The organism is Hydrogenophaga sp. T66 (genome assembly GCF_057219855.1).
The window spans coordinates 236,156-253,673 of record NZ_JBXVVX010000003.1 but is presented as its reverse complement, the minus strand read 5'-3'; the positions used below and the strand labels follow the sequence as shown (position 1 = coordinate 253,673).

General features: G+C 72.5%; 19 protein-coding genes. 8 read left to right on the top strand and 11 right to left on the bottom strand.

Annotated elements, in window-relative coordinates:
- Window positions 1–16: 16 nt before the first annotated feature.
- Both AC2D80_RS13535 and AC2D80_RS13530 read right to left on the bottom strand, forming a co-directional pair.
- A complete protein-coding gene (locus AC2D80_RS13535) occupies window positions 17–505 on the bottom strand; it encodes a group I truncated hemoglobin (RefSeq protein ID WP_484633545.1) in 489 nt (162 codons plus the stop codon).
- 23 nt (window positions 506–528) lie between these two features.
- Entirely contained in the window at window positions 529–1,443 is a 915-nt protein-coding gene (locus tag AC2D80_RS13530) for a DUF3034 family protein (protein WP_484633544.1), read from the bottom strand.
- Window positions 1,444–1,569: 126 nt separating this feature from the next.
- Between AC2D80_RS13530 and AC2D80_RS13525 the strand changes: the two genes are divergently transcribed.
- Both AC2D80_RS13525 and AC2D80_RS13520 read left to right on the top strand, forming a co-directional pair.
- Window positions 1,570–1,917, top strand: coding sequence for a hypothetical protein (locus AC2D80_RS13525; protein ID WP_484633543.1), 348 nt, complete (start codon window positions 1,570–1,572; stop codon window positions 1,915–1,917).
- Between the two features lie 47 nt (window positions 1,918–1,964).
- The gene (locus tag AC2D80_RS13520) at window positions 1,965–3,023 is read left to right on the top strand and encodes a hypothetical protein (protein WP_484633542.1); all 1,059 of its coding nucleotides are present in this window, start codon (window positions 1,965–1,967) and stop codon (window positions 3,021–3,023) included.
- A gap of 12 nt (window positions 3,024–3,035) precedes the next feature.
- On the opposite strand, the gene AC2D80_RS13515 is transcribed toward AC2D80_RS13520, so the two are convergent.
- Complete coding sequence (locus tag AC2D80_RS13515) at window positions 3,036–3,665, bottom strand: LysE family transporter (RefSeq protein ID WP_484633541.1); 630 nt, start codon at window positions 3,663–3,665, stop codon at window positions 3,036–3,038.
- A 50-nt stretch (window positions 3,666–3,715) separates the two neighbouring features.
- On the bottom strand, window positions 3,716–4,231 hold the full coding sequence (locus tag AC2D80_RS13510) for a hypothetical protein (RefSeq protein WP_484633540.1): 516 nt from the start codon (window positions 4,229–4,231) through the stop codon (window positions 3,716–3,718).
- Window positions 4,232–4,405: 174 nt separating this feature from the next.
- Between AC2D80_RS13510 and AC2D80_RS13505 the strand changes: the two genes are divergently transcribed.
- Window positions 4,406–5,485, top strand: coding sequence for a 3-deoxy-7-phosphoheptulonate synthase (locus AC2D80_RS13505; RefSeq protein ID WP_484633539.1), 1,080 nt, complete (start codon window positions 4,406–4,408; stop codon window positions 5,483–5,485).
- A 29-nt stretch (window positions 5,486–5,514) separates the two neighbouring features.
- Here AC2D80_RS13505 and infA read toward each other — a convergent pair whose 3' ends face one another.
- The 6 genes from infA to AC2D80_RS13475 all read right to left on the bottom strand — a co-directional run bounded on the left by infA (window position 5,515) and on the right by AC2D80_RS13475 (window position 9,224).
- On the bottom strand, window positions 5,515–5,769 hold the full coding sequence (gene infA / locus AC2D80_RS13500) for a translation initiation factor IF-1 (protein ID WP_066260756.1): 255 nt from the start codon (window positions 5,767–5,769) through the stop codon (window positions 5,515–5,517).
- 286 nt (window positions 5,770–6,055) lie between these two features.
- Entirely contained in the window at window positions 6,056–6,316 is a 261-nt protein-coding gene (gene minE / locus AC2D80_RS13495; protein ID WP_484633538.1) for a cell division topological specificity factor MinE, read from the bottom strand.
- Between the two features lie 3 nt (window positions 6,317–6,319).
- Entirely contained in the window at window positions 6,320–7,135 is an 816-nt protein-coding gene (minD, locus tag AC2D80_RS13490) for a septum site-determining protein MinD (RefSeq protein WP_484633537.1), read from the bottom strand.
- 51 nt (window positions 7,136–7,186) lie between these two features.
- Window positions 7,187–7,960: a septum site-determining protein MinC gene (minC, locus tag AC2D80_RS13485; RefSeq protein WP_484633536.1), complete on the bottom strand. Its 774-nt coding sequence runs from the start codon at window positions 7,958–7,960 to the stop codon at window positions 7,187–7,189.
- Between the two features lie 343 nt (window positions 7,961–8,303).
- Window positions 8,304–8,909 carry a Spy/CpxP family protein refolding chaperone gene (locus AC2D80_RS13480; protein ID WP_484633535.1) on the bottom strand — a complete coding sequence of 202 codons (606 nt, stop codon included), beginning with the start codon at window positions 8,907–8,909 and terminating at the stop codon, window positions 8,304–8,306.
- Window positions 8,910–9,023: 114 nt separating this feature from the next.
- A complete protein-coding gene (locus AC2D80_RS13475) occupies window positions 9,024–9,224 on the bottom strand; it encodes a heavy-metal-associated domain-containing protein (protein ID WP_484633534.1) in 201 nt (66 codons plus the stop codon).
- 119 nt (window positions 9,225–9,343) lie between these two features.
- Here AC2D80_RS13475 and AC2D80_RS13470 point away from each other — a divergent pair, with 119 nt between their 5' ends.
- Together AC2D80_RS13470 and AC2D80_RS13465 are read left to right on the top strand one after the other, a co-directional pair.
- Entirely contained in the window at window positions 9,344–11,662 is a 2,319-nt protein-coding gene (locus AC2D80_RS13470) for a heavy metal translocating P-type ATPase (RefSeq protein ID WP_484633533.1), read from the top strand.
- 114 nt (window positions 11,663–11,776) lie between these two features.
- Entirely contained in the window at window positions 11,777–12,367 is a 591-nt protein-coding gene (locus AC2D80_RS13465; protein WP_484633532.1) for a hemerythrin domain-containing protein, read from the top strand.
- A gap of 24 nt (window positions 12,368–12,391) precedes the next feature.
- Here AC2D80_RS13465 and AC2D80_RS13460 read toward each other — a convergent pair whose 3' ends face one another.
- Entirely contained in the window at window positions 12,392–13,756 is a 1,365-nt protein-coding gene (locus tag AC2D80_RS13460; RefSeq protein WP_484633531.1) for a transaminase, read from the bottom strand.
- A gap of 123 nt (window positions 13,757–13,879) precedes the next feature.
- Between AC2D80_RS13460 and AC2D80_RS13455 the strand changes: the two genes are divergently transcribed.
- The 3 genes from AC2D80_RS13455 to speB all read left to right on the top strand — a co-directional run bounded on the left by AC2D80_RS13455 (window position 13,880) and on the right by speB (window position 17,487).
- A complete protein-coding gene (locus AC2D80_RS13455) occupies window positions 13,880–15,082 on the top strand; it encodes a YbfB/YjiJ family MFS transporter (protein ID WP_484633530.1) in 1,203 nt (400 codons plus the stop codon).
- 22 nt (window positions 15,083–15,104) lie between these two features.
- Window positions 15,105–16,436 (top strand): AsmA family protein, encoded by a 1,332-nt coding sequence (locus tag AC2D80_RS13450; RefSeq protein ID WP_484633529.1) that lies wholly within the window; start codon window positions 15,105–15,107, stop codon window positions 16,434–16,436.
- A gap of 133 nt (window positions 16,437–16,569) precedes the next feature.
- Window positions 16,570–17,487: an agmatinase gene (gene speB / locus AC2D80_RS13445; protein ID WP_484633528.1), complete on the top strand. Its 918-nt coding sequence runs from the start codon at window positions 16,570–16,572 to the stop codon at window positions 17,485–17,487.
- Window positions 17,488–17,518 lie beyond the last annotated feature (31 nt).

The following is a 17,518-nucleotide window of genomic DNA, read 5'->3' as shown; positions in this document are numbered from 1 at the left end:
GCTCTCCCGGTCCGCGTCAGCGGGTGTTGATGACGTCGCGGTGCATCGGTGCGAGCAGCGCGAGCATCTGGTTCTGGCGCGCGAAGGGGATGCCCTGTGCGCTCATGGTGACTTGCAGCACCTCGACCAGCGCGTTGAAGTGGGCCTTGGTCACGTCCATGGTCTCGTGGGCCGTCTTCATGTCCGGGCCTTTGTAGACGCAGGGTCCTCCGCTGAGCTGGCAGAGCTGGTCCGTCAGGGAGGCGGCGAGGTTGTCGAGGTTGGTTTCGCGAAACTGCTCGCCGATGCGCGGGTCGGCCTTCAGGCGGACCACAAAGTCATCCATCAGGCGGCGGATGCCGGCGCGCTCGCCAAAGGCCTGGTAAAGGCCGGGGGCGGGCGCCACCGGGTAGGCGCTGGCGGGCGAGGGCGCGGGGGCCGCGCCCTGGGCGTGGGCCATCGGCAGGAACAAGACGGGCAGGGCGACCGCGGCGAGCAAGGCGCGGGCGAAGACGGGGACTTTCATGCGGGTTCTCCGGTCGGTCGGGCTCAGAACGCGATCTGGGCCGAGACGTACACGCCGGTCTGGCGGCGGCCGTTGGTGGTGGCGGGCACGATGGGGCCGAGGTCGACCCAGGCGGCGGTCAGCGAGACGTTCCGGCTTGGCGCCCAGGCGATGAACACGTCCTTCCAGTGGCCCGCGCGCAGCCCGTCGCCCAGGCCCGCGGCCGCGCCGGCGGTGCGCAGCTTGTCCGGCATGGCGCGCCACTCCACGCCCACCGCGAGGTCGCGGCGCAGCAGGTAGGCGATCGACAGCTCGGGCATCAGTTCCACGCCGTTGTCGGCGCCGCCCAGCGTGGCCCCGTGGCCGAGCAGGCCGCCCTGGTTGGCCTTGGTGGCGCGCAGCGTGGCGTTGACGAGCACGCCCTGGGCGAGAAACAGCTTGGTCGCGCTGACGTACAAGTCCGCGCCCGAGCGCTTGGCGCCCAGCGCGTCGAGCACCGGGTCCAGGCCGCTGCGCTGCAGCCGCTTGAACTGCACACCCACCGCGATTTGCGGCATGAGTGTGTCGCTGTCGAGCACCGCATCGCCCGCCACGCGCACCTTGGCGCCGACGATGTCCTGCCGCAGCCGCAGGCCCGGCAGGCCGAGCGCGGTGCCGGTGGCGCGGGTGTTGAAGTCCTGGTGGCCGAGCGACAGCTCCACACGGTCGTTCCAGCCCACGGCGATGCCGGTGGCGGTGAGACCGTAATCGCGCGTGGCGACACGGCTGACGTGGACCGACACGCCGGTCTCGCCTTCGGTGGCCTGCGTGCCGATCACGGCCCACGGGCTGATGCCACCGCCCGCGGCGCCCTCGACGGTGCTCACGCCGCCGGTGAGCAGCAACTTGCCGGTGTCGGCCTGGGCCGCGCCGGCCAGCGCGAGGGCGGCCGCCACGGCCGCGCAACGCAGACGTTTCATGAAATACTCCCTTGGGTACGGAACCGTGATTGAAGCAGAGGGGCTTGGCAACCGAGCCCCGATAAACGCCCGTTTGTCGCTGCTTCTCGCGATGTTCGCCCCGATCGCGCGACAAACCCGACCGCCATGACCCACTTTGACACCCTCCTTCGCCAGGCGCAGGCCCACCCCGAACCCCGCCAGCTGCTGCTGGTGTTCGCCGCGCTGGCGCCCGGTCGGGCGCCGCGGCCGGTGATGTGCCTGGACGCGCAGGTCAACCAGATCGCCTCGTTCGAAGCGCTGCGGCTGCTGGCCGACCAGCACGAGTCGGGCTGGCAGGCGGTGTTCGTGGGCTCGATCCCCGGCGGGCCGGACGGGCAGCCGCTGGGCCCGGTGGAGGTGGAGGCGGCGCTGGACAACCTCGCCGCGCAGCTCGCGCGCGGCGAGCGCGCCGGCATGATCGGTTTCGACCGCCTGGGCGGTCCGCTGGCGTGAAGACGCGGCCGACAGGCTCGGTCGCAGCGCGTGCCGCGCTGCTGGCCATGCCTGTGCTGTTGGCGGGCTGCCTGCCAGCGCCGTACGGCACCTATTACCGGCCCAGCCTGGACGTCCCGGGCGCCACCGCGGTCCGGCAATCCTGCGGTGGGCAGGCCGGCCCGCCGTCGCGCCTGCGCGCGCCGCTGGCGCCGTCGGTGCGGCTCGACCTGTCGGCCGCCAGCGCCTTGTCGTCGCCGCCCACGCTGGGGCTGGATTTCACGCTCTCGCCGGGCGCCACGCTGCGTTTCGCCAGCGCGCAGGCCACGCTGGACGGCGCCGCGCCGGTGGCGCCCCGCCTGTCGGTGAGCGCGCGCACGGTGGTGGCCGCGGACGCGGTGGTCGACCTGGCCGCGCTGTCGCCGGTGGAGCCGGCGCGGGCCACGGGTTTCGTGGGCACCGGGCTGTGGCCGCGCGTGGCCGGCTGGGCGCCGCCGCGCATGACGCTGCAGTGGCCCGCGGTGCGCTGGAGCGATGGCCGCGTCACGCGTTTCGAGCCGGTGGCGCTGACCGGCCGCGAGCGCCGCGGCTGGATCGAATACCGCAGCGCGGCCGAAAGCGCGGCGCAGGCCGCCGACCACGCGCGCTGCCAGCGCGAGACACCACAGCGCCGCTGCGAAAACATCCTGCAGTCCTACGAAAACGGGTTCATGCAAAGCGTCGACGGCCTCACGCTCAAGGGCCGCCTGTTCGTCACCGACCCCGCGAAGCCCGAGCTCACCGCCTTCGTCTCGCTGGACCTGCCGCTGCGCGGTCCGTGGCGCTGGGAGGTGCCCCACGCGGTGTTGAGCGACGACAGCGGGCGGCGGGTGACCGCGCCGCTGGAGCGCTCCACGGTGCACGTGGGCGGGCGCGACGTGGCGTTGGACACGGCGGTGAGCGCGCCGTGGGGCGCCGCGGCGCCGGTGTCGGTGTGGGTGGTGGTGCCGTTGGCACCGCCGGCCGCGGACCGTTACCGCGTGACGCTGCCGCCGGTGGTGATCGATGGAGGCGCGCCGCGCGTCCTGCCGCCGATCGAGCTGGAAAGGCGTTCGCTCGACGGCGGCATCGAGCCGTTCAACTGCTGAGCGCGGGCGACCTCAGGCGCCGCGCTTGAAGGCCGCCAGCAGCCCGCCCGCCACCACGAACAGCCCGCCAAACACCCGGTTCAACGCCCGCACGTGGGACGCCTCGGTCAGGCTGCGCAGCAGCCGCGCGGCCAGCGCGGTGTAGCCGGCCATGACCACCAGGTCGGTGAAGCCCAGCGTGAGGCCGATCACCAGATACTGCAGGGCCAGCGGCTGGCCGAGGTCGAGGAACTGCGGCACCACCGCCAGCAGGAACACCGTGCCCTTGGGGTTGAGTGCGTTGATGATCCAGCCGCGCACGATGAGCGAACGCGCCGACGCCCGGGCCTGACCCTCGGCCACCACCGCCACCGGCCGGGCCGGCGCGCGCCATTGCTGGACGCCCAGCCACACGAGGTAGGCCACACCGACCCACTTCACGACCTGGAACGCCAGCGCCGAGGTCGCCACCAGCGCGCCCAGCCCCACGCCCACCACCACGAGCTGCGTCCAGATGCCCAGCACGAGGCCCAGCGTGGTGAGGTAGCCGCGGCGAAAGCCGTGCGTGAGGCCGGCGCTCATCGCCGCCACGGCGCCGGCGCCCGGGGAGATGCTGATCGCCCAGGCGGCGGCAAAGAAGGTGAGCCAGGTGGTGAATTCCATGGAACGCGGCGCAGAACAGGTCAGCGCCGCATGGTACGCCGCGGCGCCGCTCAGCGCAGTCGCATCTTGAACTGGACCACCAGCGCGCCGTCCACGTCCTTGATCGACGGAATCAGGCCCACGTTCACGCCGAAACGCGCGCCTTCGTAGCTGGCCATCGGCAGGGCGGCAAAAAAGGTGCCGCCGCGGGCCACGGCCGGGTAGCCATTCATCACGCCGACCGCCACCCCCAGCCGCCAGCCCCCAAGAGTCCAGGGCTGCCAGTTGACGGCGGCGTACTGGGTGTCGCGGCGCATGCTGTTGACGTAGTAGCCCGCCATCAGCGAAACCTCGTCGCTCGTGCGCAACTCCAGACCGAGGCCCAGGTTGTTTTCGTTGTAGCCCTTGCCGCGCACGAAGTGGCGCGAAAAGCCACCGATGTTCACCCACACCGGGCCCTGGGCCCACGCGGGCGCCAGGGATGCCGGCGCAGGGGCCTGCGCGAAGGCGGTCGATGCCCCCACACTCAGCCACCACAGGGTCAGGGCGGACCAGAGCAAAGGACGGATGCGATGCATGGACAGCATGGAAACCTCGCTGGGGCGGGCCGCGGTCGCGGCGGTACCGGAGGTTTCGGCCGGCCAGCCCGGCGCTGAAATGTGACAAGCGGGGACAATGACGCTTTGTTGAAGGCTTCAACCGCCGAGGCGGGCGTCCCGCCCGCCGGTCGAGGCTGCGCCGATCCCCTGTCCCCCATCCCCATGACACCACCGACCACCCACGACACCACCCGGGTCGATGACCGGCGCATCCGCGCCGTCCGTCCGCTGCTCACGCCCGCCCTGCTGCAGGAATGGCTGCCCGCGACCGACGCCATCGAATCGCTGGTGGCCGACAGCCGCGCCGCCATCGCCGACGTGCTCCACGGCCGCGACGACCGGTTGGTGGTGGTGGTGGGGCCGTGTTCCATCCACGACCACGACCAGGCACTGGAGTACGCGCGGCGATTGCGGCATGAAGCCGATCGCCTGGGCGATGCGCTGCTTGTGGTGATGCGGGTGTATTTCGAAAAGCCGCGCACGACCGTCGGCTGGAAGGGCTACATCAACGACCCCCACCTGGATGGCAGCTTCGCCATCAACGAGGGCCTGCAGATGGCGCGTCGTCTGCTGCTCGATGTGCTGGCGCTCGGCCTGCCCGTGGGCACCGAGTTTCTGGACCTGCTCAGCCCGCAGTTCATCAGCGACCTGGTCAGCTGGGGCGCGATCGGAGCGCGCACCACGGAAAGCCAGAGCCACCGCCAGCTCGCCAGCGGCCTGAGTTGCCCGGTGGGCTTCAAGAACGGCACCGACGGTGGGGTGAAGGTGGCGGTGGACGCCTTGCAGGCCGCGCGCGCCGAACACGCCTTCATCGGCATGACCAAGATGGGTACGGCCGCGGTGTTTGAGACGCGCGGCAACGCCGACGTCCACGTCATCCTGCGCGGCGGAGCGCAGCCCAACTACAGCGCCGCAGACATCGCCGCCGCCGCGGGCTTGCTGCGGGCCGCGGGATTGCCCGAGCGGCTGATGGTGGATGTGTCACACGCCAACAGCCGCAAAGACCACCGCCGGCAGATCGAGGTGGCCGCCGATGTGGCCGCGCAGATCGCCGCGGGCGAATCGCGCATTCTGGGCGTGATGATTGAAAGCCACCTCGAAGAGGGCCGGCAGGACATCACACCGGGACAGCCGCTGCGCCACGGCGTGAGCGTGACCGACGCCTGCCTGGGCTGGTCGCAGACGCTGCCGGTGCTTGAGGGGCTGGCGCAGGCGGTGCGCCAGCGGCGGGTCAGGGCCTGAGGCCGGCCCGGCCCGACCCCAACCGGGGATCAGCGCGGTTTGCGCGGCGCCATCGGGCCGCGGCCCTCGATGTGGCGGAAATTGATGCGGCCCTTGGTGAGGTCGTAGGGCGAGAGTTCGAGCGACACCCGGTCCCCGGCGAGGATGCGGATGTGGTTCTTCTTCATCTTGCCGGCGGAATAGGCAATGAGCTGGTGCCCGTTGTCCAGCGTCACGCGGAAGCGCGTGTCGGGCAGCACCTCGTTGACGATACCCATCATGTCGATCAGTTCTTCTTTGGCCATGGTGTCCTTGCGGTGGTCGTGGCGGCGGGCCGGTGGGCACGCCGGGGTTCCCCGGTGACGCGGTCGCGCCGGGTGGCGGCGCGGCGGTCGGTGCGGGCCCGGTGCGGTGCGCCGGGCGGTCGGGGTGCGGGGCTTGCGCGTGGCAAGCGGTCTGTGAGGAGGGCCGGCGAGGCCGGGACGGGGCCGGCGCAAGGCCGGCTGGCGGCCCATCAAACGCTGGACCACCCCGGATTGTACGAATCAGCGCTCGATTGCGCCATCCCGCGGCGGCGCGGCGCCGGGTCGGTCAGGCCCGTTCGGGGAGCTCGATCTTCACCTGCAACACCTCCAGGTTGTCCTGGCGGTCGAGGTGCACCTTGATGTCGTCGGGATTGATGCGGATGTACTTGCCGATCACGGCCACCAGCTCGCGCTGCAGCGCCGGCAGGTAATCGGGCTCGGCCGCGTTGCGGCCGCTGCGCTCGTGCGCCAGGATGATCTGCAGGCGTTCCTTGGCGACGCTGGCGGTCTTCTTCTTCTCGCCCAGCAGGAAAGACAGGAGGGACATGGGTCATTTCCCCCCGAACAGGCGTTTGAAGAAACCGGGCTTCTCCGCTTCGGTGAAACGCATCGGTTTGTCGGCGCCGAGGAAGCGGTCGATCACATCGCCGTAGGCCTCGGCCACGGGGGTGCCCTTGAGGTGGATGGCGGGTGAGCCCTGGTTGGAGGCGGTGAGCACGTCCTCACTCTCCGGAATGACCCCGATCAGCGGAATGCGCAGGATGTCCTGGATGTCTTGCAGGCTGAGCATCTGGCCGTCGGCCACGCGGTGCGGGTTGTAGCGGGTGATCAGCAGGTGTTCCTTGACCGGCTCCTTGCCTTCGATGGCGCGCCGCGTCTTGCTCGCCAGCATGCCCAGGATGCGGTCGGAGTCGCGCACGCTGGAGACCTCCGGGTTGGTCACCACCAGCGCCTGGTCGGCGTAGTGCATGGCCATGAGGGCGCCCGTCTCGATGCCGGCGGGCGAATCGCAGACGATGAAGTCGAAACCCATGCCCGCCAGGTCGTCGAGCACGCGCTTGACGCCGTCCTGCGTGAGCGCGTCCTTGTCCCGGGTCTGGCTGGCGGCGAGGATGAACAGGTGGTCGACCTGCTTGTCCTTGATCAGGGCCTGGTGGAGGTTGGCTTCGCCCTGGATCACATTGATCAGGTCGTAGACCACGCGGCGTTCACAACCCATGATCAGATCGAGGTTGCGCAGGCCAACGTCGAAATCAATGACGGCGGTCTTGTGGCCGCGCAGGGCCAGGCCGGTAGCAAAGCTGGCGCTGGTGGTGGTTTTGCCCACCCCGCCTTTGCCGGAGGTGACGACAACGATCTGGGTCATGGTGAGACTTTCGTGAGGAATGAGGTGCCAGGGATGGGTGAAGCGGCCGGGTCAGCCGGACAGCGGCTCGGCCATCAACCGGTCGCCGTCGGGGCCGGTCTGCAGCCGCACCTGGGCCGGTTTGTGGAGCAGCGCCTCGGGCCAGGGCACCTCGCTGGTCCGGTAGACGCCCGCGATGGACACCAGCTCCGGCGCCATCGACAGGGTGAAGATCCGCGCTTCGGTGTCGCCGCGGGCGCCGGCGATGGCTTTGCCGCGCAGGGGGGCGTAGACGTGGATGTTGCCGTCGGCGATGACCTCGGCCCCGGGATTGACCATGGCGAGCACCACCAGGTCGCGACCGCGGGCATAGACCTGCTGGCCGGAGCGCAGGGGCCGATCGATCACCAGGGCGCCCGGCGCCGGGGCCACGGGAGCGGGGGCCGGCGAAGCGGTGTCCGCTGCGGGCGAAGCGCTGGCGGCGCTGCGTCCGGGCAGGGCGTCATCCGCAGGCACGAGACCGGCCCGCACGGCGGATTCCTGTTGGATGGCGTCGCCGCCCTTCACGGCCACGGGTCGCAGGCGGTGGCGCTGCAGCAGGGCGATCAGGGCGGGGAAGTCCGGAACGGGGCCGGCCGCGCCGGCCGACTCGGCCGGCGGCAGGGCGTGCAGGTCGATCAGCAGCGGATCGTGGTCGAAAAAGTCGGGAACGTCGCCGAAACGCTCAGTGAGTTCCTGGTCAAGGCGCGCCAGATCGGACGACTTCAACAACAAGGCCACCAGGGGCAGTTGGGCGCTCTTGATCTCGAACGTGGCGGGCGCTTTGCCGGCAAGGGCCAGGGACATGGAAGGCACGGAAAAGGGGGAAGCGCGGCATCTTAGCAGCGGCCCTCCGGCGCGCCGGTGACAGACGGTGACCGCGGATGGGGGAAAGCCCGTGGGCTTGTTGACCGAGCTGTGGATAAAAAACGAATAACACCGTGGTTATCCACAGCCGGTGGATGAATCGCCGACTTGTGCCCGTCGGCACGACAGCGGGAACCCGGTGCCACCCCCAGGCTTGCTCCGGTGGTAAGTCCTTGTCCCAGAATGCAAAAGAGGGCTTGTCCACACCGGGACCCGCCCTCTACTACCACCACTAATTGAATATCTAAGTCCTAAGACAAAGACAGTGAAGAAGTCCAGCCCGTCAGGATTGACCGTCCCGCGGGTGCGGACCGTGCCGGTGCGGCAGGGGGCCGGCGGGGCGGCCGGGAGGCCACGCCTGCGCGTCGAAGGTTTTTTGCTGCGACGGCGTGAGCTGGCCGTAGAACGCCCGGATGGCGGCGTGCCGCTCGGTCATGGCGCGCTCCCGTTCGGCGCGGAAGGCTTCCATGCGGTCCAGGCGCTCGGGCGTGGTCAGCCCGTCGGCCGACGGGGATCGGTGGGGGGCGTCCCGGGGAGACGGGGGCTGGGTGGCGGTGGCGAAGCGCTGCCACGCGGCTTCCTGGGCGGGGGTCAGTTGCAGGGCGGCCTTGAGGGCCGCCTGGCGTTCGGCGTGTCGTTCGGCGTGGCGTTGCGCCATCGCCGCGTGGTGTTCAGGCGCGAGTTGGGCGGGGTGCCCGGCCCGCCCGGCGTGGGCGGGTGGCGTGTCACGGGCGGTGTCGCGGGGGGTGTCGCGGGGGGTGTTGGTTTGGGCGACAGCGACGAAGGACAGGCCCAGCGCGGCCGCCAGCAGGCTGGCGCGGACGAGGGTCGGGTGGCGGTTTGACGGTGGGGTGGACGGGGCGGCGGTGCGGGCAGCAGGCTGTGTCATGGGGGGCTCCTGAGACGAGGCCACCGGGCTGGTGGCCAGGCGCTCAGGATGCGACGCGGGCGTTGACCGGTCGTGCACCCGCGGTGGCTGGCCGGTAAAGATTCATGTCGCGATTCACGCGGTCTCGACGGTGTAGCCCTCTTCGCGGATGGCGGCGGCCAGCGTGTCGGCGGACTGGTCGGACTGAATGTCCACGCGCTGTTGGGCGCGGTCGATGCGGACCTCGGCTTGCGGATCGATGCCGCGCACAGCGGCGGTGACGGCGCGTTCGCAATGGCCGCAGCTCATGACGCGGACGGTGAAGGTGTGGTGCATGGTGGAAGCTCCATCGGGTTTGAAGAAGGTGTCATGGTGAAGTGTGCCGCCGTGGCAAGGTCAAGTCTTTGATCCATCCGCTTGACCTTGACCCGGGGGGAAGGTCTAACCTGCGGGGCATGAACCCATCGACCGCCCCATTGACTGCTTCTCCTGGGTCTCCCAGGGATGCCTCGGTCGCTTCCCCCACCGATCCGGTGTGCGAGCTCGATCTCGGCATCGGCGGCATGACCTGCGCGTCCTGCGTGGCGCGGGTGGAAAAGGCGCTGGGGCGGCAGCCCGGCGTGACCGGCGCCAGCGTGAACCTGGCCACCGAGAGTGCCCGTGTGCGGGTGCACACCGGCGACGCCACCGAAACGCTGGCGAGGCTCAAGCGCGCGGTGCGCGACGCGGGCTACGAGCCGCGTGCCGTGGACGTCGACACCGATCCGGACGCCGACCGTGTGGCCGGGCTGCCGCGCGATGCCTGGCCGGTGTTGCTGGCCGCGCTGCTGTCGGCGCCGCTGGTGCTGCCGATGGTGGGCGACCTGATCGGGCGGCACTGGATGTTGCCGGCGCTGTGGCAGTTTCTGCTCGCCACGCCGGTGCAGTTCGTGCTCGGGGCGCGTTTTTACCGGGCGGGCTGGCAGGCGCTGAAGGCCCGCGCCGGCAACATGGAACTGCTGGTGGCCATCGGCACGACCGCCGGCTGGGCGCTGTCGACCTGGCTGTGGTGGGCGGCCGAGCCCGGCGCCATGGTGCATCTCTACTACGAGGGATCGGCGGTGGTGATCACGCTCGTGTTGCTGGGCAAATGGCTGGAGTCGCGCGCCAAACGCCAGGCGGGCGAGGCGATCCGCGCCCTGCAGGCGCTGCGGCCGGCCACTGCGCTGCTGTTGCCCGATGGCGTGAAGCGCACCGAAGCGACCGAGGTGCCGGTGGATGAGCTGTTGCCGGGCGATCACATTCGTGTTCGACCCGGGGAGCGTTTTGCGGCCGACGGTGTGGTCACCGAGGGCCACACGCAGGCCGACGAATCGCTGCTGACCGGCGAAGCCATGCCGGTCAGCAAGGGCGTGGGCAGCGGCGTGACGGGCGGCGCGCTCAACGGCGAGGGCAGTGTCGTGGTGCGCGTGGTGGCGGTGGGTGCGCGCAGCACGCTGGCGCAGATCATCGGTCTGGTGCAGGACGCGCAGGCCGCCAAGGCGCCGGTGCAGCGCCTGGTGGACCGGGTGGCGGCGGTGTTTGTGCCGGTGGTGCTGGTGATTGCGCTGGTGACGCTGCTGGGATGGTTTGCCGTGGGTGCCCCGGCCGACGAGGCGTGGCTGCACGCGGTGGCGGTGCTGGTGATTGCGTGTCCGTGTGCCCTGGGTCTGGCCACACCCGCGGCGATCATCACCGGCACCGGCGCGGCCGCCCGCGCGGGCATCCTGATTCAGGACGCCGCGGCGCTGGAGGTGGCGCACCGCGTGCGCGCCGTGGCCTTCGACAAGACCGGCACGCTCACCGAGGGCCAGCCGCGCTTGCTGGCCCTGCATCCCGGCGAGGGCGACGACGAAACCGCGCTGCTGGCCACCACGGCCGGTTTGCAGCAGGCCAGCGAACACCCGCTGGCCCGGGCCGTGGTGCGGGCGGCGCAGGCCCGGGGGCTGACGCTGCCGGTGCCGCGCGACGTGCAGGCCGTGCCGGGACGCGGCAGCGAAGGCTCGGTGGACGAGCGGCTGTGGCGCCTGGGCAGCGTGCGCTGGATGCAGGAGCTTGGCGCGGCCTTGTCGCCCGGTCTGGCGGCAGCGGCTTCGCGCGCCCAGGCCGAAGGGGCCAGCGTGTCGGTGATGGCGCGGGTGATCGATGGCCGCACGCTGCCATGCGCGGTGCTGGCCTTTGGCGATGAGCCCAAGGCCGGGGCGGCCGACGCGATCGCGCGCCTGCGGGCGGCGGGCCTGGCGGTGGTGATGGTGTCGGGCGACAACCGCGGCGCGGCCGAGGCCATGGGCCGCCGGCTGGGACTGGATCCGGCGGCCGGCGAGGTGATGGCGGAGGTCTTGCCGGGCGACAAGGCCACGGCCATCGCCACGCTGCGCGCACGGCATCACGGGCCGGTGGCGATGGTGGGCGACGGCGTGAACGACGCCCCGGCCTTGGCCGCGGCCGACGTGGGCATGGCCATGAGCCACCGCGACGGCGGCGGCACCGACGTGGCGCTGCACGCGGCGGGCATCACCCTCATGCGGGGCGACCCGCGGCTGGTGGCTGCGGCGCTCGACATCTCGCGGCGCACCGTGCGCAAGATCCGGCAAAACCTGTTCTGGGCTTTCGCCTACAACGTCGCCGGCATTCCGCTGGCGGCCCTGGGCTTCCTGAGCCCGGTGGTGGCTGGCGCGGCCATGGCGCTGAGTTCGGTCAGCGTGCTGGCCAACGCCTTGCTGCTCAAGCGCTGGCGGCCGCCCGCCGGGTCGTGACACGCCGCGCGGGGCGGGTGCGCTTGACGTGGGTCAACGCCGCAGCGCGGGGCCTGTGCCATCCTGCGCTCATGGCCCGGCGCGTCACGCCCGGTGCCCTTCCGGAGACACACCATGACCCGCGACGCCCTGCGCACGCTGCGCGACGAACACGCCAGCCTGGCCGCCCTGCTGCAGGGCATGGTGGCCCTGATTGAACGCGGGCCGCTGGCCGGCAGCGACGACGAGCGCGACCGCTACTTCGACGTGCTGCGGGCCATGCTGTTCTACATCAGCGAGTTTCCCGAGAAGCATCACCACCCGCGCGAATCGGACCTGCTGTTTCCCCGCGTCGCCCGGGTCGCGCCGCACACGCTGCCCGCGATCGAACGGCTGGAGAAGGAACACATGGGCGGCGAAGACCGGGTGCGCGAGCTGGTGCACCGGCTGATGGCCTGGGAATACCTGGGCGAATCGCGCCGCCAGGCGTTCGCCCAGGAGGCCCTCAAGTACGCCGACTTCTACCTCGCCCACATGCGCCTGGAAGAGCAGGTCGTGCTGCCCGCGGCGCAGGACATGCCCGAGGCCGAACGCGAGGCCCTGAACGCGGCCTTTGCCCACCACCCGCTCGACCCGCTGCACCCGGACACGCCGCGCGATCCGGCGTTTGACCGCCTGTTCACGCGCATCGTGCGCACCGCGCCGGCCCCGGTCGGCCTGGGCTGAGGCGCGCGCGGCCGGCTTCGCGGCTCAGGGCCGCAGCGCGGCCAGCAGCTCCTCAAACACGTCCAGCAGCCGCTGCACGTCGGCCGCGGTGGTGGCCGGCGAGGCCAGCATCATGCTGTGGAAGGGCGTGAGCAGCACGCCGCGGTTGAGCATGTAGAGGTGGGTCAGCGATTCCAGCTCAGCTTGCGCATGGTCGCGCACGTCCTGCGCGTCGCGCGGCGTGTGGTCCATGAACTGCAGCTCCAGCCGCGCACCCAGGCGCGTGACCGTCCAGGGCCGCCCGGCCGCGCGAAGCCGCTGGCGCAGCCCGTCGGCCAGCGCGGCGGCCGTGGCGAGCATGTGGTCGTAGGCGGCGGGCGTGTGCAGGTGGGTCAGGGCGGCGTCCAGCGCGGCCAGGGCGAGCGCGTTGCCGGCCAGCGTGGTGCCGATGCCGCTGTGGCCGTCGGGGGCGGCTTCCTTGGCGGCGGTCATGCGCTCGGCCACCTCGTCGGTGAAGCCATACACCGCGCAGGGCAGGCCGCCCGCCACCGCCTTGCCCACCACGAGGATGTCGGGCTCCAGACCGTGGGCCCGAGCGTAGCCGCCCAGGGCGGTCGACACGGTGTGGGTCTCGTCCATCACGAACAGCACGCCGTGGCGCCGGCACAGCGCCCGCGCGGCGGCCCAGAAGCCTTCGACCGGCGGGACCAGCCCGAAATTGGTGAGCGCCGGCTCGGCGAGCAGGGCGGCCACGTCGCCGCGGGCCAGCGCCGCCTCCAGCGCGGCGAGGTCGTTGAACGGCACCACCCGCGTGAAGGCGTGGTGGTTGTGCACCTGGCCAAGCACCGAGGCGCGGGGCAGCGTGCCGCCGTCGGCCGGGTTCATGTCGACCAGCGTGTCGTCGACCGCGCCGTGGTAGCAGCCGTCGAAGACGAGCAGCTGCGGACGCCCGGTGATGGCGCGCGCCCAGCGCAGCACGAAGCGGTTGGCGTCGCTGGCCGAGAGCGCGAGCTGCCAGCGCGGCAGGCCGAACACCCGCGCCAGCCCCTCGCCGACCGCCACCGCGCGCGTGGACGGCAGCATGCAGGTCAGCCCCTGCAGCGCCTGCGCCGCGATCGCACGCGCCAGCGGCGCGGGGCTGTGGCCGAACATGGCGCCGGTGTCGCCGAGGCAGAAGTCGCGGTAGGTGTGCCCGTCGGCGCAGGTCAGCGTGACACCCTGCGCGTGGGCGACGGCCAGCGTGGCGGGGCTGGGCCAGTCGCGCATCCAGTGCAGCGGCACGCCGAACAGGTAGTGCGCGCGGGCGGCCTGGGCCTGCGCGAGGGAACGGGGGTGGGTGGCGATGAAGCGCTCGCGCTCGGCCTGCTGCAAGGCCGCGATGCGCTGCGCGGTGGGGGCGGGCTGGAACATGGCCATCAAGCTTAGGCCGCCGTGCGGGCGCCGGTGGCGCCACTGACCGGGGCGCCGGCCGGTGCCATCGGACCACCCTGATCCCGCCACCGCCCGGTCCGGCGGCGGGCGCACAATGCCCCGATGCGCGCCGATCCGTCCCTGCCCGTGCTGCGCCTGGCGCTGGTGCTGTCGCTGGGCGCGGCGGTGTCGCTGGGGGTCACGCGCTTCGCCTATGGCCTGCTGCTGCCGCCGATGCGCAGCGACCTCGGGTGGAGCTTCACCCTCGCCGGCGCCATGAACACCGCCAACGCCGCGGGCTACCTGCTGGGCGCGCTGCTCACGCCCTGGCTGCTGCGCCGCGTCACGCCCCCGCGCCTGATGCTGGCCGGCGCCGTGATGGCGTCGCTGTTCATGGCCGCCAGCGGCTTTTTCACCGACGCCAGCGCCCTGCTGGTGCAGCGCGCGCTGGCGGGGCTGGCCAGCGCCCTGGTGTTCATCGCCGGCGGTTTGCTGGCGGCGCGACTCGGCGCGCTGCAGCCGCACCGCAGCGGCTTCCTGCTGGGCCTGTACTACGGCGGCACGGGCTTGGGCATCGTGGCCTCGGCGTTGCTGGTGCCGCCGGTGCTGGCCGCGGCCGCGGCGGCCGGGCAGCCGCACGGCTGGGCCTGGGCGTGGTGGGGGCTGGCGGGGTTGTGCGGGCTGAGCACGGCGGCGCTGGCGTGGCCCGCCCGCCGTCTGGCCGGCCTGCAGGCGCCGGCGCCGGCCGGCACCGACCGCTCGCCGCCCCGGCACTGGCGCGCGGCCGACTTCTGGCCCGGCCTCACCGGCTACCTGGCCTTCGGCGTGGGCTACATCGGCTACATGACCTTTGTGATCGCGCTGCTGCGCGAACAGGGGGCCTCGGGGGGTTTTGTGACGCTGTTCTACACGCTGCTGGGTGTGGCGGTGGTGGCGTCGTCGCGGCTGTGGGCGGGCTGGCTGGACCGCCACCGCGACGGCCAGCCGCTGGCGCGGCTCAATGCCCTGCTCGGGGGCGCGGCGCTGGTGCCGGCGCTCACCGCCCAGCCGTGGGCCTTGCTGGCGTCGGGGATGGTGTTTGGCGCGGTGTTCCTGTCGGTGGTGGCCTCGACCACGGCGCTGGTGCGCCACAACCTGCCGCCCGCGCAGTGGGCCGCCGGCATCGCGGCCTTCACGACCGTGTTTGCCGCCGGGCAGATCGTGGGCCCGACGGTGGTGGGCCTGATCGCCGACGGTCCGGGCGGCCTGGCCCGCGGTTTGGTGTTTTCGGCGGTGGTGCTGTGGCTGGGCGCGGCGGTCGCGCTGCGGCAGCGCGCGCTGGGCTGAGGCCGGGACTACCATCGCCCGCATGGGACGGAAGCAACGCATTCTGGTGGGCGGTCTGGTGGCGCTGGCGGTGGCGCTGGCCGCCGGTGGCTGGGCGCTGCAGCGCTGGCTGGCCGGCGACGGCTTGCGCCAGCGGGTGCAGACCGAGGCGAGCGCGGCCCTTGGGGTGCCGGTGAGCTTGCAGGGCTTGCGGCTGAGCCTGTGGCCCACGCCGGGCGTGGCGGTGCAGGGACTGGCCATCGCCGCACAGCCGCCCCTGTCGGTGGCGGAGATCACGCTGCGGCCGGCGCTCGCGCCGCTCCTGCGCGGGCAGCTGCGGCTGGAGGCGCTGACGGCGCGCGGGGCGGTGCTGCCGCAGGGGGCCTTGCTGCAGATCGCCGGCGCCGCCGAGCGCGCCCGGCCCGCGCCCGACGGTGGGTCGGCGCCCGACTGGTCGGCGCTGCCGCGCACGGTGGTGCTGCAAGACATCACCTGGGTCGCTGCCGGCGGCGCGCGGCACACGGTGGACGGCCGCCTGCGCCTCGATGGCGACGGCTGGCCGGCCGAGGCGCGGCTGGACGTGGGCGCCGGCCCCTACCAGGGCAGCCGCGTGGCGCTCACCCGCCGCGCCGCCGGCGAGACGGCCTGGAGCCTGCGCGCCGACATCGGAGGCGGCACGGTGCAAGGCCCTCTCACCCTGACCCCCCCGGCCCGCGCCGACGAGCGCCACTGGGGCCTGAACGGCGAGCTGCAGACGCGCGGCGTGGCGGTGGCCGCGCTCACCGCGCCGGCCCGGCCGCTCAGTGGCCGGCTGGAGGCCGACACGCGGCTGGAGGCGCGTCTGGACCCGCGCGCCGGCGGCGCCGCGCTGACCGAGGCGCTGCGCAGCCAGACGCGCTTCGTCGTGCACGACGCGGTGGTGCACGGCGTGGACCTGGCGCGGGCGGTGCGCACGGTCGGCCTGTCCCGCGGCGGCGACACGCCGCTCGACACCCTGGCTGGCCAGGTGCGCACGCGCGGCCGGGCGGTGCAGCTGTCGCAGTTGGTGGCCGCGTCCGGCGCGCTGGCCGCCACCGGCGAGGTGGCGATCGCGCCCAGCGGCTCGCTGTCGGGGCGCGTGCGCGTGGACCTGACCGGCGGCGCGGCCAGCCAGGCGCTGGGCGTGCCGCTGGTGGTGGGCGGCACGCTGGACGACCCGTCGGTCACGCTCACGCGCGGGGCGCTGCTCGGCGCCGCCGTGGGCACGGCGCTGATGCCCGGCGTGGGCACCGGCGCCGGCGCCAGCGTCGGCGAGCGCCTGGGCGAGGGCCTCAAGGGGCTGTTCGGGGGCGGCGGGGCCGGACCCGACGGCGAGCGGGCCGCGCCACGCCGCTGAGGCGCACCGCGGCCGGAAGTGGCCCGGCGCGGCCGCCGGAAGTGGACCCACGGCTTGCCTTGTTTGCCGCGATCATCCGGGTCCACTCATCCTGCGGGCCCAACGCCCGTTTGCTTTCCCGGACCGCCCCGCCATGGCCATCGGACAGTTCGCCTTCGCCAGCAACACCAACCGCTTTCTCGCCGCCGAGCCGCTGGCCGACCAGCCTTTCGCGGTGGTCGGCGTGCCGTATGACGGCGTGGTCACCAACCGCCCCGGCGCGCGTTTTGGGCCGCAGGCGATCCGCGCGGCCAGCCTGATGCTGTGCGACGCGACCCACCCGGTGTTCAACGTGTCGCCGCTGGCCCACGTGGGCGATGCGCTGGACATGCGCCTGCCCAACGCCTCGCCGCTGACGGTGGTGCGCGAGCACCTGGAGCGGCAGGCCCGCGCGCTGATGGCGCGGCACCACTGCGTTTTTCTGGGCGGCGACCACTCGATCACGCTGTCGCTGCTGCGCGCCGCCCGCGAGCGCCATGGCCGGCCGCTGGCCCTGCTGCACTTCGACGCGCACTGCGACACCTGGACCGACCACTTCGGTGAGCCGTCCGGCCACGGCACCTGGACCTACGAGGCCCTGCGCGAGGGGCTGGTGGAGCCGTCGCGCACCGTGCAGGTCGGCATCCGCTCCAGCGGCGAACGCGCCGCGCGCGAGTACGTGGCCGACCAGGGCGGCCGCATCTTCACCGCCCGCGCCCTGCGCGGCCTCGACGGTGCGGGCCTGGCGCCCGTGCTGGCGGAGATCCGGCAGCGGCTCGGCGACACCCCGGCCTACCTCACGCTGGACATCGACGTGCTCGACCCCGCCTTCGCCCCCGGCACCGGCACCCCCGAGCCCGGTGGCCTGAGCAGCTCGCAGGTGCTGACTTTCCTGGAAGAGCTGCACGACCTGAACTGGATCGGCATGGACTGCGTGGAAGTGGCCCCCGCCTACGACCACGCCGAACTCACCAGCAACGCGGCCGCCACCTTCGTGTGGACCTACCTGGCCGGTCAGGTGGCGAAGCGATGAGCGCGGCGCGTCTGCACGGCGTGTCTTCATC